The organism is Orbus hercynius (assembly GCF_003634275.1).
Lineage (GTDB): Bacteria > Pseudomonadota > Gammaproteobacteria > Enterobacterales > Orbaceae > Orbus > Orbus hercynius.
Genome location: NZ_RBWY01000002.1, coordinates 215,321 through 230,602 on the forward strand (window position 1 = coordinate 215,321; position 15,282 = coordinate 230,602).

12 protein-coding genes are annotated in these 15,282 nt (G+C 38.8%); 8 read left to right on the forward strand and 4 right to left on the reverse strand.

Annotated elements, in window-relative coordinates; genetic code table 11:
* Positions 1–75: 75 nt before the first annotated feature.
* Complete coding sequence (ppnN, locus tag DES39_RS06540) at positions 76–1,452, forward strand: nucleotide 5'-monophosphate nucleosidase PpnN (protein ID WP_121144988.1); 1,377 nt, start codon at positions 76–78, stop codon at positions 1,450–1,452.
* 216 nt (positions 1,453–1,668) lie between these two features.
* Positions 1,669–2,292, forward strand: coding sequence for a Fe-Mn family superoxide dismutase (locus DES39_RS06545; RefSeq protein WP_121144989.1), 624 nt, complete (start codon positions 1,669–1,671; stop codon positions 2,290–2,292).
* A gap of 126 nt (positions 2,293–2,418) precedes the next feature.
* Here DES39_RS06545 and DES39_RS06550 read toward each other — a convergent pair whose 3' ends face one another.
* Positions 2,419–4,434: an LTA synthase family protein gene (locus tag DES39_RS06550; RefSeq protein WP_121144990.1), complete on the reverse strand. Its 2,016-nt coding sequence runs from the start codon at positions 4,432–4,434 to the stop codon at positions 2,419–2,421.
* Between the two features lie 315 nt (positions 4,435–4,749).
* On the opposite strand from DES39_RS06550, the gene aqpZ reads away from it, so the two are divergent.
* The 5 genes from aqpZ (at position 4,750) to lysS (ending at position 11,501) form a co-directional block, all read left to right on the forward strand.
* Complete coding sequence (gene aqpZ / locus DES39_RS06555) at positions 4,750–5,439, forward strand: aquaporin Z (protein WP_121144991.1); 690 nt, start codon at positions 4,750–4,752, stop codon at positions 5,437–5,439.
* A gap of 422 nt (positions 5,440–5,861) precedes the next feature.
* Positions 5,862–7,283: a cation:dicarboxylate symporter family transporter gene (locus DES39_RS06560; RefSeq protein ID WP_121144992.1), complete on the forward strand. Its 1,422-nt coding sequence runs from the start codon at positions 5,862–5,864 to the stop codon at positions 7,281–7,283.
* A gap of 63 nt (positions 7,284–7,346) precedes the next feature.
* The gene (locus DES39_RS06565; RefSeq protein ID WP_121144993.1) at positions 7,347–8,681 is read left to right on the forward strand and encodes a CoA-disulfide reductase; all 1,335 of its coding nucleotides are present in this window, start codon (positions 7,347–7,349) and stop codon (positions 8,679–8,681) included.
* A gap of 177 nt (positions 8,682–8,858) precedes the next feature.
* A protein-coding gene (gene prfB / locus DES39_RS06570; RefSeq protein WP_121144994.1) for a peptide chain release factor 2 occupies positions 8,859–9,957 on the forward strand; the annotation gives its coding sequence in 2 pieces (ribosomal slippage) (positions 8,859–8,933 and positions 8,935–9,957; 1,098 coding nt in all).
* A gap of 23 nt (positions 9,958–9,980) precedes the next feature.
* Positions 9,981–11,501 carry a lysine--tRNA ligase gene (gene lysS, locus DES39_RS06575; RefSeq protein WP_121144995.1) on the forward strand — a complete coding sequence of 507 codons (1,521 nt, stop codon included), beginning with the start codon at positions 9,981–9,983 and terminating at the stop codon, positions 11,499–11,501.
* A 169-nt stretch (positions 11,502–11,670) separates the two neighbouring features.
* On the opposite strand, the gene DES39_RS06580 is transcribed toward lysS, so the two are convergent.
* The 3 genes from DES39_RS06580 to hemE all read right to left on the reverse strand — a co-directional run bounded on the left by DES39_RS06580 (position 11,671) and on the right by hemE (position 13,755).
* On the reverse strand, positions 11,671–11,943 hold the full coding sequence (locus DES39_RS06580; RefSeq protein ID WP_121144996.1) for an HU family DNA-binding protein: 273 nt from the start codon (positions 11,941–11,943) through the stop codon (positions 11,671–11,673).
* Positions 11,944–12,084: 141 nt separating this feature from the next.
* Positions 12,085–12,678 (reverse strand): YjaG family protein, encoded by a 594-nt coding sequence (locus DES39_RS06585; protein WP_121144997.1) that lies wholly within the window; start codon positions 12,676–12,678, stop codon positions 12,085–12,087.
* A gap of 12 nt (positions 12,679–12,690) precedes the next feature.
* Positions 12,691–13,755 (reverse strand): uroporphyrinogen decarboxylase, encoded by a 1,065-nt coding sequence (gene hemE / locus DES39_RS06590; protein ID WP_121144998.1) that lies wholly within the window; start codon positions 13,753–13,755, stop codon positions 12,691–12,693.
* A 144-nt stretch (positions 13,756–13,899) separates the two neighbouring features.
* Here hemE and glmU point away from each other — a divergent pair, with 144 nt between their 5' ends.
* Entirely contained in the window at positions 13,900–15,273 is a 1,374-nt protein-coding gene (glmU, locus tag DES39_RS06595; RefSeq protein WP_121145186.1) for a bifunctional UDP-N-acetylglucosamine diphosphorylase/glucosamine-1-phosphate N-acetyltransferase GlmU, read from the forward strand.
* The last annotated feature ends 9 nt before the right edge of the window (positions 15,274–15,282 follow it).

Here is a 15,282-nt window from a genome sequence, read left to right on the forward strand (position 1 = left end):
ATAAGCGTGTTAATTGTAATATTGTATAGAATAATGGTCATAATAACTGCAAAAAAGTTGAAAAGAGAGGTGTGTGTGATTACTCATATTAGTCCATTAGGATCGATGGATCTGTTAGCGCAAGTTGAAGTCAATATGTTAAAGCGATCGGCTAATAGTGAGCTTTATCAGTTATTTAGAAATTGTTCATTGGCAACACTCAATGCGGGTAGTAAAACAGACAATACCAAAGAATTGCTTGATAAGTTTTTATCGTATGATATCAACGTGATTACTAAGGAACGGGGGATAAAACTCGAGCTGGTTAACCCACCACAAAGTGCATTTGTTGATGGTAAAATTATTCGTTCAATACAAGCTAATTTATTTGCCGTACTGCGTGATATTTTATTTGTTAATAACCAAGTTTCGGTTATCCAAGGAATATTAACACCGACTGGCGGTAAGAATGATGACTCGTTTTACATTACCAATTTGGTGTTTGCGATTTTGCGTAATGCGCATGCGCTGCATGTCGGTGAAGATCCCAATTTAATTGTCTGCTGGGGTGGCCATTCGATCAATGAAATCGAATATTATTATGCTCGGCAAGTTGGCATGCAACTCGGTTTACGTGAACTCAATATTTGTACGGGTTGTGGTCCTGGAATTATGGAGGCACCGATGAAAGGCGCCGCTGTTGGCCATGCTCAGCAGCGCTACAAAGAGAGCCGTTTTATTGGCATGACCGAGCCCTCAATTATTGCCGCGGAGCCACCGAATGCCTTAGTGAATGAACTTATCATTATGCCTGATATTGAAAAACGCCTTGAGGCGTTTGTGCGGATGTCTCATGGGATTATTATTTTTCCCGGAGGCCCTGGCACAGCGGAAGAGCTACTCTATATTTTGGGTATTTTATTAGATCCAGCGAATCAAAATCAGGCATTACCACTCATTTTAACTGGTCCTAAAGAGTGCGCGGCATATTTTGACGCGATTGATAATTTTGTGCGCAGCACATTGGGTGAGCAAGCGACGAAACTTTATCAAATTGTCATTGATGACCCTGAAGAAGTCGCACGCATCATGAAAAATGGTGTAAAACAAGTAAAATCGGCTCGTTTAGCGAGTGGCGATGCATACGGTTTTAACTGGACGTTAAAAATCGCCGATGATTTACAACATCCTTTTGATCCGACGCATGAGAATATGGCGGCACTTAATTTACATAAAGATCAGCCTATTGAACGGCTAGCGGCTGATTTGCGTCGTGCATTTTCAGGTATTGTTGCCGGCAATGTTAAGCAATCGGGCATGAAACGTATTGAACAGTATGGCCCTTATAAGCTACAAGGCGATGCACAAATGATGAAACAGCTCGACGAGTTATTGCGCAGTTTTGTTGAGCAGCACCGAATGAAACTACCCGGTGGCACTGCTTATCAGCCGTGTTATGAGATCTGTTATTAAGCGAGTATATGACGTATATTTTAGACTAATGCCCGTAAAAAGCGGGCGATAAATTTTTCACAATTCACGATATAACCCTATAAAAAATAAGATAAACTTTTATAGATATTAACTATAAAAATAATAGATTGAGACAAGTGGTAAAGCGCGTATACTAAATAAAGCGAATGTTGTCTTTAATGCTATTTCCTAAAATAATTACAAAGGAGCAATACCATGGCTTACACGTTATCCCCTTTACCTTATGCATATGATGCGTTAGAACCCTATATGGATGCTGAAACATTGCATTTGCATCATGACAAGCATCATCAAACATATGTTAACAATGCCAATGCAGCACTTGAATCACTACCGGCTGAATTACGTGACTTATCTCCAGAAGCACTATTAGCTCAGTTAGATAAAGTGCCTGCTGATAAATTAAATCCAATTAAAAATAACGTTGGTGGTCATGCTAACCATACTTTATTCTGGGACTTGTTGAAAGTCGGTACTGAATTAAAAGGTGAGCTTAAAGCGGCTATCGAAAAAGATTTCGGTTCAGTTGATGCGTTTAAAGAGAAATTTGCTGCTGCTGCAACGGGTCGATTTGGTTCTGGTTGGGCATGGTTAGTTTTACAAAATGGTAAATTAGCAGTGGTTTCAACACCGAATCAAGATACCCCGATTATGGGTGAAAAATTTGCTGGCGTTTGGGGTACACCCATTCTAACGCTTGATGTTTGGGAACACTCTTATTACCTCAAATATCAAAACCGTCGTGTTGATTATATTGCTGCGTTTTGGAATATCGTAAACTGGGATAAAGTTGCTCAGTTGTATGCGGCTGCTAAGTAGTTAATCACTTCATCAATAAAAAATACCGTTTTAAAACGGTATTTTTTTGCCTATAATTTGGCTGATTACTGTAATCTCAAGCATGATTACAGCAATACCTCCATCTTCTCATTTTACTTATTTAAATTAGTGTGACTCGATTTGTTTGGTGAGCTGCCATTGCAGCAGCTTTGTCCAACTTTGCCAACGTGAGAGCACGGCTTGTTGCGCTGGCGTTAATTCGTGTTGACCATCACTGACCGCTAGTCCTTCAGTATCTTGCCAAGGTAAAAACGTGTTGTTAGTTAACGCATACGCCCCATATTGATCAATTGTTACATAAGGATTATAGCCGACATTACACCATAACGGATTAAGGGTTGTTGCTAATAAGTTACAGCCAGTTTGATAGTAAGGCGTTTGAGAAAGTGACAGCTGATACAAGGTCGGCATAATATCTTTATGGCTACCGATACGGCGCTTATCATAGACAGAATTGTATTGATAGGCTTTGGGTACATACAAGTAGAATGGTACTGCATGGCTCAACACTAAATCTTGTGGATCGGGATAGCCAATACGGCGCAGATTATGGTCGCCAGTTGCAGCTAAAATTGTGTGATCAGCCAGTGGTTGCGATTTGACCCAGTTAATAAAATTACCGAGCTGTTCATTACTGTAGCGAAATGTATTGAACATATTTCTTAATTCAATTTCTGAATCCATATTTTTAAATCTTTGTAACTCTTGAGGGGTGAAAGTATAGTTAAAATAAGGATTACCAGCCGGAAGGTGATAAGGCGGATGATTGGTGACCGACATCATCATGATCATGACATGTTCACCGTTTTTTTCCGCTTGCGCCAATCTCTTTTCGGCATATTTAAACATATACTCATCAGGCACGCCCCAAGTACTTAGCTCTGCATCTGGAAATTCATGCTGTAGTGTATTTTGTTCAATAAATTCATCAACGCCTAATTTTGGTAGAAATTGATTTAAATTTCGCCAAGCACCATTACCGGCAGTGATATAAATAATTTTATAACCATTATCTTTAAAAGGCTTAAACATGTTACTAATAAATTGGGCATCTTGTGCAATCGATTGGCTGATTTTATCCATTGGACTGCGAACAAAAAAACGATTAAGTGAGTCAATTGTGCCATCGCCTTCCGAAACAAAGCGAGAGAACAACCAATCATTTTGCCAATGTGGTCGCAGTGTGCCTAGCAGATCCCGGTTAGCGCTATCGAATTGGAATAAATGACTACCCATACTTTCCATCACCGAAAAAACAACATTGGGCAATTTGGCTTCTGCGATTGGATTTTGGTCAGTTTCACTCATAAAAATATTGACTGAATCTGGTTTATCTTCACCAAAAAATGCTTTCATCGCTTGTTCGCGCTGTACTGGTGAAAGATGTACTAGCTGATCTTCTAACTGATAAGCCGTATAAGCCCAATTCATGGCAATAACGCCATTTGGCACAAATTGATTTAACATGGCATAGCGCGATATTTGGCCATTAGCTTCCCTTAATGGGAATGTGCTGACGCCGCCACGACAGCCAATAAATAGCATGATTAACACAACGATAGCACACGGTATAGCAATCGATGATGAAGTTGTGTGATTAATTCTTTTGGTAATCAAACACCGCCAAAAGGTGGTGAATTTAAATAAAACGTACGTTAATAAGATTAAAGCAAACCCACCCCATATCACGGGATAATCAGACCAGATCGTTTTTAGTACCGCAACAGTATCATCATCAATCAATCCAAAAATAAACACATCAATATGGCGATCGTAGGTTATGTAGTAGAAAATATTGATGACAGTAAAAACAGTGATTAATAGCAGACAACATGTGGCTAAATAACTGAGTATTTTTTGCCAAAACGCGGTGACTTTGGCAGAAAATAGGGTGAATAGGCTTAAAATCAGTAATGTGCCAAACGCTATATTAGCAATTCTAATATCAAAGCGTAGACCGATTGTTAATAGTTCAATAACATCGTTTTGATATTCTAAAATTTTGTGTTGGCTGACGTAAGTGAACAGTAGAAATAAGCGTCCTAAGCTTTGGACGATCAGTGATAATAGCCATGGCATAAATAAAATCGCCATCGCTTGTTTGAATCGAATAAACCACATAGATAAAGCGCTCGATGATGTTGATATTGTATAGCAGCGCACTCTGCTACTAAGTAAGCCGACCATTGTAAATAAAATATGATAATTTGTGTATTAACTTTGAGTATCAAATTCCTTTTTTATACTTATTTGTGTTTTATTTCACCGATGAATACCGCTTTTATATATTAAAATTGACGATGATAAATAATCATGATAAATAGCTAACCTCTTATTATATATCAATATTATCTAAATGAGTTATTGATACCGCATCATTTTGATGTGTAAATATAATAGGCATTATTCTAATATTTAAAAAGGAAAGGAATTCATATGTATTCTCTAAAAATAAGATGTGTTGCTGAAACATTTGGCACGTTCTGGCTTGTTCTGGGTGGCTGTGGTAGTGCAGTTTTAGCTGGTTCATTTATTGGCTATGCAGGCGTGGCTTTAGCATTTGGCTTAACTGTGCTAACCATGGCGTATGCAATTGGGCATATTTCAGGCTGTCACCTTAACCCGGCTGTGACAATTGGCTTATCGGTCGGTAAACGTTTTCCATTGAAGGAAGCAATACCCTATATTATTGCTCAGGTTATTGGCGGCATCATTGCGGCAGCAGTAATTTATGTGATTGCAAGTGGCCAAACAGGATTTAGTTTAGCTGATGGCTTTGCGGCTAATGGTGTGGGTGAACACTCGCCGGCTAAATATAGCTTACTTGCTGGCATGGTATGTGAAATTGTAATGACTTTTGCTTTTTTGATGATTATTATGGGCTCAACGCATAGTAAAGCACCAGTAGGTTTTGCACCTATCGCAATTGGTTTGGGCTTAACGTTGATTCACTTAATTAGCATTCCCGTTACTAATACTTCAGTTAATCCAGCTCGCGCAACGAGTCAGGCTATTTTTGTTCAAGGATGGGCACTTGAACAACTTTGGATTTTCTGGGTTGGTCCAATTATTGGTGCGGTATTAGCTGGGATTATCTATCCTTTATTATGTAAAAATGATAAATAGTCAATACACATTAATTGATCTAAAAAGATGCCTTGTATGAGGCATTTTTTTAGCAAAGTATCACTATCTTGGTACCATTTGCAGATATTTAATCTCACGGTTATCTCATGCAGAGTCATATGCTGCAAGCCATTGAGAATTTGCGTGGTTTTACGCTGTTAAACTATCAGATTATTCAAATTATACTGATAATATTTCTCACTAATTAAGCAAATTAGCCTGTCGATAATCCAATTCCTATTATATTAATATGGAAATAGCTATTTGTGCTTATTGCTTTTATGGCATACATTATAGCAAAACAAAGAAAGTGTTGTTTACAGGCTGGCTTATATCGAAATTTCCAGTATGGTTGATATTCGAAATGATTATCGTAGTCACCATTTTCGAATTATTTATACATTAAATAAGGGGATAATTCTATGAATTCATCTGCGATGTTAGAAGGAACTTTTTTTGATAGATTTTTATCTATTACTCATTATCAAACACTAGTAGGTATTGTTGCGATTTTAATTTGTTTTTTTGTTTTGAAGCAATTACAAAATAAAAAATATTCTTTTTCATTAAGAATGGTTGTTGCGTTGATCTTGGGGGCTATTTTAGGATTATCAATTCAAGCATTTGGCGGTTTTCCAACTACATCTTCAGTGTGGATGAATGAAATCAGTATATGGTATGGGCTTGTTGGTAATGCCTTTATTGCATTTATCCGCATGCTCGTTATTCCATTGATTTTTGTTTCTATTGTCAAAGTGATTATTGATTTTGCGGGTAAAGAAAACTTACCTAAAATCGCATTTAGAGGTATTTTTTGGTTATTGTTTACAACCGCAATTGCTTGTGTATTAGGTGCGCTATTAGCAAATATATTTAATTTGGGTGCGAGTACCTCAAGTACTTCGGTTGTTGCTCAAGCCAAAACCTATACTAATTTAGTTGATACGCTACTACGTTTAATTCCAAGTAATATTATCACCGCAATGAATACCGAAAATATTGTTGGTTTGGTGATCTTTTCTGCTTTACTTGGTATTGCGGCCAATCGAATGGAAAAGAAAAATCCCGAAATTATTGGGGTATTTAAAAATTTAATTCAAGGTTTATATAAAATCGTGATGTCGGTGACAATGACTATCATTAAATATATGCCTTTTGCTGTTGTTGCGTTACTTGCACGCACTATTGTTTCGAATGGTATCCCAGCAATTATCGATGTATCTAGTTTTGTCTTAGCAATTTACATTGCTATGCTTGTGATGTTGGTTGTTCATATTGTGATTATTGCTATCCATGGTGTGCCTCCGGTTATGTTTATCCGAAAAGCTTTCAGTACATGGTTACTTGCCTTTACCAGCCGCTCATCGATTGGTACTTTACCAATGACCATTTCAACCTTGACCAATCGGATGGGTGTAAACAGTGGTACGGCGAATTTAGTCGGCTCATTAGGTAGTACCATGGGTATGAACGGCTGTGCCGGTTTTTTTCCGGCAATGATTGCAGTTATGGTTGCACATATGATTGGCATCGAAACTGGGGTACAATTTTATATTATGATGCTCATTGTGGTGGTAATTGGCTCAATTGGAATTGCGGGTATACCGGGAACAGCAACGGTTGCTGCGACAATTGTTTTATCGGGTATGGGCATGGCCGAGTCTTTTGCTTTAATTGGTATTGTGTTGGCAATCGATCCTATTATTGATATGGCAAGAACCGTTGCTAATGTATCTGGAACAATGGCCTCTGCAGTTGCGACTGACCGTGAAGTTGGCACAATGGATATGGATGTGTTTAATGATCCACAAGCGGGGCTTGATAGCTTAGATGAGCTATCTTAGCGTTAAATGGGTGATGACAAGAATTTAAATTGCATTGATATATTCGGTGGTTAAGGAGTGTAAATGAATTATTTAATTTTAGGTGCCAATGCCGCAGGGCTTTCTGCTGCTGTGCGAATTTTGAAGTGTGATAAAAATGCAAAAATCACCGTGCTAGAAAAAAGTGAGGTTGTTTCGTTTGGTTCATGTGGTATTCCATACTATGTGGCTGGGGAATTTACTGATATTGAACAAATGACCGCTAGGCCTTATCAGGATTTTATAAAATTAGGCATTGATATTAAGTTACAGCATGAAGCGATTGAGATTGATATAAAGCATAAAACGGTAATAAGTCATCATCTTAGCGATAAAAAACAGGTTGAGTTTGTGTATGACAAGCTATTAATTGCTGTTGGTGCATCGCCCTCTCGTCCGCCAGTGAATGGCTTGGATGTGCAAAATGTGATGACAATGCATTCACGCGATGATGCAAAAAGAATTGTCAATGCGCTAGATCATACCGAAAACGTGGTAATTATTGGTGGTGGTTTTATTGGGCTTGAAGCGGCTGAAGCATTGAGACATCAAGGTAAAAATGTTACCCTCGTTGAATTTGCACCGCGTATTTTAAATAAAGCTTTTGATGAGCAAATCACAACATTATTGCAGCAAGAGTTGGTCAAAAATGGGGTTAATTTAAGAACTGAAGAAGCGGTAAATAGCATTCTGAGTGACAATGGTAAAGTCACAGCGGTTGTCACGAATAAAAATAGCTACCTTGCTGATCTGGTTATTGTAGCAACAGGCTTTAAGCCAAACACGGCCTTTTTAAAGCAAAGTGGTATTGAATTAACCCCCCAAGGGGCGATTATTATCGACAATGCGTGTCGCACTAATATTGTTGATGTCTATGCGGCTGGCGATTGTGCGACGGTTGTGCATTGTATTTTGGGTAATACTTTTATTCCGCTTGCGACCACCGCCAATAAATTAGGCCGCTTAGTGGGCGATGTAATGGCTGGTCATAATAGCCAATTCATTGGCACGCTTGGCTCGAGTGGCATCCGTATTTTTGACTTTGAAGCGGGCCGTACGGGAATTACTGAAGAAGAGGCTAAGCACAATAATATCGATTATGGTGTTGTTTTTGTCAAAGATAAAAATCACACAGACTATGTGCAACCACAAACAGATATTTGGGTTAAGCTTATTTACGATAAAGTTTCGCGAGTATTATTGGGCGGGCAAATTTGCGGTGCCTATTTAGGTGGGAGTGTTCACCGTGTTGATGCATTAGCCGTGGCGATTTATGCAAAACTAACTGTTGAACAGCTTGGCTTTATGGATTTTATTTATGCTCCGCCTTTTGCAAGAACCTGGGATGTACTCAATATTGCCGGTAACGTCGCAAAATAGATTAACGGTATTTCTGGTGTTAATAAATACCATTAACTGAAAATATTCAATGTAATAAGATGAGTTTAATGGTATCGATCTTGATAATAATCTTGTTTATTCGCGTTAATTATCTGTATTATTTATTCATATTTCGTTAAAATAAGGCCTAATATAACACGATTTAAATTGAGTATTATGTTTGAAATTAATCCAGTCAGAAGTAAAATTGTAGAACTAACAGAACGTACAGCGGTTATCCGGGGGTACCTTTGACTATGAAGAGAAGAAAGAGCGTCTTGAGGAAGTTAACGGTGAACTCGAACAGGCGGATGTTTGGTCTAATCCAGAAAAAGCGCAATCACTCGGCAAAGAGCGAGTAGCGCTTGAAGAAATCGTCAGTACCATCGACTCACTTATTCAAGGTCTAGATGATGTAGCAGAGCTATTAGAGCTAGCTATTGAGGCGGAAGATCAAGATACATTTGATGAAACAAATTTCGAACTAATTGAACTCGAAAAAAAACTCGATAAACTAGAATTTTGTCGCATGTTTGCGGGTCAATATGATAGTGCTGATTGTTATTTGGATATTCAATCCGGTTCAGGTGGTACGGAAGCTCAAGATTGGGCTGAAATGCTATTACGCATGTATTTGCGCTGGGCTGAATCACGTTCATTTACCACGGAAGTGATGGAGATCTCCGATGGCGATGTTGCTGGTATTAAATCAGCCACAATTCGTATTGCGGGTGACTATGCTTATGGTTGGTTACGCACCGAAACCGGGGTTCATCGTTTAGTCCGCAAAAGCCCTTTTGACTCAGGTAATCGTCGGCATACTTCGTTTGCGTCAGTATTTGTCTATCCTGAAGTCGATGATGATATTGATATTGAAATTAATCCGGTAGATTTACGTATTGATGTTTACCGCGCGTCAGGTGCCGGAGGGCAGCATGTTAATAAGACTGAATCAGCTGTTCGAATTACGCACATTCCAACCGGCATTGTGACGCAATGCCAGAATAATCGTTCACAACACAGCAATAAAGATCAAGCAATGAAACAGTTGAAAGCAAAATTGTATGAGCTTGAAATGCACAAGAAAAATGCCGAGAAGCAACAGATGGAAGAGAATAAATCGGATATCGGTTGGGGCAGCCAGATACGTTCTTATGTTTTGGATGATTCTCGAATCAAAGATTTACGAACTGGCGTGGAAACACGTAATACACAAGCCGTCTTGGATGGTGATTTAGATCAATTCATTGAAGAAAGCTTAAAAGCTGGATTATAAATAGTTAATTTAAGGTAAAAACCATGTCAACAGAAACTCAAGATCAAATTCAAAATAGCTTAGAAGAGTTAAATAATGAACTGAAAACTCGTCGTGAAAAGCTTGTACAGATTCGTGAACAAGGTATTGCATTCCCTAATGATTTTCGTCGTGATGCGATTTCTAACCAATTACATGAGAAATATGGCGAGAAGACGAACGAAGAACTTGTTGAATCAAAAATTTATGTTGCTGTTGCAGGACGAATGATGATGCGCCGAATTATGGGTAAAGCATCGTTTGTATCATTACAAGATGTTGGTGGCCAAATTCAGCTTTATGTGACACGTGATGATTTACCGGAAGGGCTATACAACGAACAATTTAAAAAATGGGACTTAGGCGATATTATTGCTGCTAAAGGTTATCTGTTTAAAACCAAAACCGGTGAGTTATCGATTCATTGTGAAGAAATTCGATTATTAACTAAAGCCCTTAGACCGCTACCGGACAAATTCCATGGTTTAGCGGATCAAGAGACGCGTTACCGTCAACGTTATCTTGATTTGATTACCAATGAAGAATCTCGTGCGACATTTAAAGTCCGTTCGCAAATTGTGGCTGAAATTCGTCAATTTATGGCTGAGCAGCACTTTATGGAAGTTGAAACACCGATGATGCAAGTCATTCCTGGCGGTGCATCAGCTAAGCCATTTATTACTCATCATAATGCGCTTGATTTAGATATGTACTTGCGCATTGCACCTGAGCTTTATCTTAAACGATTAGTTGTGGGTGGTTTTGAACGCGTTTATGAAATCAACCGTAACTTCCGTAATGAAGGTGTATCACCTCGGCATAACCCCGAGTTTACGATGATGGAGCTTTATATGGCTTATGCTGATTATAAAGATCTTATTATTCTTACTGAAACATTATTCCGCCGTTTAGCGGTGGTGACAACAGGTTCACCAGTGGTTCAGTATGGTGAGCATAGCTTTGATTTTGGTAAACCATTTATTAAAATGACGATGCGTGAAGCAATTTGCCATTATCGACCAGAAACAAACAATGCCGATCTCGATGATTTTGATAAAGCTTGTGCAGTTGCAAAAACAGTCGGTATTGAGGTTGAAAAATCTTGGGGATTAGGTCGCGTAGTAACTGAAATTTTTGAAGAAGTTGCCGAAGCGAATTTAATTCAACCAACCTTTATTACTGAGTATCCAGCTGAAGTATCTCCTCTGGCACGTCGTAATGATGACAACCCATTTGTGACGGATCGTTTTGAATTTTTTATTGGTGGACGTGAAATTGGTAATGGTTTCTCAGAACTCAATGATGCTGAAGATCAAGCAGAGCGCTTTGCTGATCAGGTTAAACAAAAAGATTCAGGCGATGATGAAGCGATGTTTTATGATGAAGACTATGTTACGGCACTTGAGCATGGCTTACCGCCAACAGCAGGGCTTGGTATTGGTATCGATCGCAGCGTGATGCTTTTCACTAATAGTCATACTATTCGCGATGTTATTTTGTTCCCAGCAATGCGACCAGTTAAATAAAATCAAAGTAAAAAAGCGGCATTAGCCGCTTTTTTTATCAATGTTATGTGATAAATAATTAAAGATATAGTGCTTAATAAAACAAAAAGGTCAAATTATTTAATAATTTGACCTAAAATCCTGACTAATTCAATTAGAATAATTATCAGCTACAATTAGCGAATATAAATTATTTAACTGCGTCTTTTAAACCTTTACCTGCAACAAACGCTGGAACTTTAGTTGCTGCGATTTTGATTTCTTTACCAGTTTTAGGGTTGCGACCAGTACGTGCTTTACGGCTGTTTACTTTGAAAGTACCAAAACCAACTAGTTGAACTGCATCACCTTTCTCAAGTGATTCAGATACAGCTGCTAACGTTGCTTCAAGAGCCGTTTTTGCTGCAACTTTAGTGATGTTAGCTTTAGCTGCAATCGCATCTACAAGTTCTGTCTTATTCATGAACATATCCTTACATAATATTTATTGTTGATTGAAATAATGTGGCTGAACACATACTCATTGTGTCTAAATGTAGACTATATTTAGAGAAGATTAAAGTAAAATTTTTCAAAAATTTGTAAAAATTTACTTTCACTGCGTTTAATCGGTTAAAAAAACACCAATATTGCTGATGGGCTCTTCCTGCAAGTCGTTTTTTAATCCTTTGATCAAGGTAATGTTGAGTTGTTCTTCATCCTTGAGTAAACGGTATATGTCCCATTGTATATCGAGCTCATCGAGTACTGGTTGGCATTTTTCCAGTGCCGCTTGGGTCAAGTTGTTATCATTTTTAGCCATTTCGAGTTCAACAATAGTTTTTAATGATATTTGGCTAATGGCGATGGCGTGTTTAACTAATTCTTCACCGCTAAGGTACGAATGCAGTAGCTCACTTAACGCCTCACACGCATCAAGTGCCGGATAAATACTATATGGACTTTGTTCATTGACAGAGGGAATGATCTCTTCTAGTTTTTCGAGTTGGCTATCAAAATTGATTTTGCTTTTTTTAACTAATAACGTTTCCCAGTTTAGTGCTAGAATCGATTGGTATTTTGTCGCCGCTTCAGAGTCTGTCTGTCGACAGTAAAGTGCAAAATTGGGATACATTCGTTCGCATAGGCACACCATGAATAACCTGAGTTGCCAAGTTGCTAGTTTTTCTAAGCGTAGGTGGATTGGATTTTTAATCATGCTAATTCTCTATTATACTTCTCTTTTGGAAAATTGGTGTACGGCGTTAATCAGGGTTTCTACGCTTGCAATCGGCGTGTCTTGGTTAATACCATGTCCTAAATTAAATACATGACCGTTATGAGGTCCGAACTCTTTTAAAATTAATGCCGTATTTTGCTCAATCGTTGTTTTATCAGCATATAAAATAGTTGGATCTAAATTACCTTGTATCGCGGTATGCCCTTTTGGTAAAGTGCTTAAATCAACGGTCCAGTCGACCCCTACTGCGTCACATCCCGTGGCCATAATTTTATCAAGCCATAGACCGCCGCCTTTGGTAAACAGCGTGACAGGGACATATTCGGGTGTATATTGAGTGCCGCGTTGTCCTCGCTGTAAGGCGGCCAGAATTTTTTGCATATACTGCAGCGAAAACTCCACGTAGCTGCGATGGCTTAATGCGCCGCCCCATGAATCAAATATCATAATCGACTGTGCACCAGCTTGTATTTGGGCATTGAGGTATAACGCAACACTATCTGCAAGCTTATCAAGCAATAAATGCAAAGCGGCGGGATCGCTATAAAGCATTTTTTTGATTTTACCGAATGTTTTACTGCTTCCGCCTTCAACCATGTAAGTTGCGAGTGTCCATGGACTACCTGCGAAACCAATTAAAGGCACTTTACCTTGTAGTGATTGACGGGTTAAGCGGATTGCATCGGTGACATAAGCGAGTTCTAACTCCGGATCTGGAATCGGTAAAGCCTCAATATCGGCAAGACTGGTGATATTGCGTTGAAATTTAGGTCCTTCACCTTGTTCAAAGTATAAACCTAATCCCATTGCATCTGGAATTGTTAGGATATCAGAGAAGATAATTGCAGCATCAAGATCAAAGCGGCGCAGGGGCTGTAGTGTTGCTTCACATGCGAGCTCCGGATTTTTGCACATCGTCATAAAATCGCCAGCCTTTGCTCTGAGTTGGCGGTACTCTGGTAAATAGCGGCCAGCCTGGCGCATCATCCATACAGGAGTGCAATCAACGGGTTGGCACTGTAGTGCGCGCAAGTATCGATCATTTTTTAGTTGCATATTATTTCCAATGATATTGTGACGTAATATTTAAGATTATATCCTAATACTTATTTTGATGTAAAAATTAATCAAATCAAATTGATTTACATTGTTATCGATGCAGTCTTTTATTATAGTAACCGTATTATTTTTTATGCGATTATGATGATGTCTAAATTAAGCGCTGTGATTCTTGCTGCCGGTAAAGGCACCAGGATGTATTCACAACTTCCCAAAGTGTTACATAAAATTGGGCATAAATCGATGCTACAACATGTGGTTGATACGGTTGAATCACTTAAGGTAGACAATATTTATGTTATCTATGGTCATGGTAAAGAGCAGCTTGCTACTGCATTACAGGGTCAAAACGTTCAGCTAGTATTACAAGAGCAACAGCTTGGTACCGCTCACGCGGTTTTACAAGCTGTGCCTTATCTACAAGATGACGAAGATGTGTTAATTCTTTATGCCGACACGCCATTGATTGCGGTAAAAACCCTACAAGATCTCATTAACAATAAGCCTGCCAATGGTATCTCGTTGTTAACGGCAATGTTAGCTGATCCGACGGGGTATGGTCGCATTGTCCGAAATAATGATGAAATTACGGCGATTGTTGAGCAAAAAGATGCCACTGCCGAGCAACAAGCGATTACAGAAATTAATACAGGTATCATGCTCGCTCAAGGTAAACAACTTAAGCATTGGCTGAGTAAAATTACCAATCATAATGCCCAACAAGAATTCTATTTAACTGATGTTATTGATTTTGCGCACCAAGATGGGTGTGAGATTAAAGCGACGCATCCCCTTCATGTTTACGAAATAGAAGGGGTGAATAATCGTATGCAGCTTGCTCATTTGGAGCGAACTTACCAACGTAATCTTGCCGACAAACTGCTACTTGCCGGAGTAACATTACGTGATCCGAGCCGTTTTGATTTACGCGGTGAGCTTGTACATGGCATGGATGTGGTGATCGATAGTAATGTGATTATTGAAGGCTCGGTTAATTTAGGTAATCGGGTATATATCGGCGCTGGATGTATATTAAAAAACTGTGTGATTGATGATGACTGTGAAATTAGTCCTTACAGTATTATTGAAAATTCTGTTATCGCTAAAGCCTGCACTGTTGGGCCTTTTGCTCGAGTAAGACCCGGCTGTAAACTAGATGAAAAAGCCCATATCGGTAATTTTGTCGAGCTGAAAAAAGCCCATTTAGGCAAAGGAACTAAAGCTGGCCACTTAACGTATTTAGGTGATAGCGAAATTGGCGATAATGTGAATATTGGTGCCGGCACGATTACGTGTAATTATGATGGTGCGAATAAATTTCAAACAGTGATCGAGGATGATGTGTTTGTCGGTTCGGATAGCCAGCTGATTGCGCCAGTAAAAATTGCTAAAGGTGCAACAATCGCTGCCGGGACAACTGTCACCAATGATGTGGCTGAAAATGAGCTAGTGGTTAGCCGTGTTAAGCAAAAACAGATTGCTAACTGGAAACGTCCACTCAAACAAAAGAAATGATTGAATGCT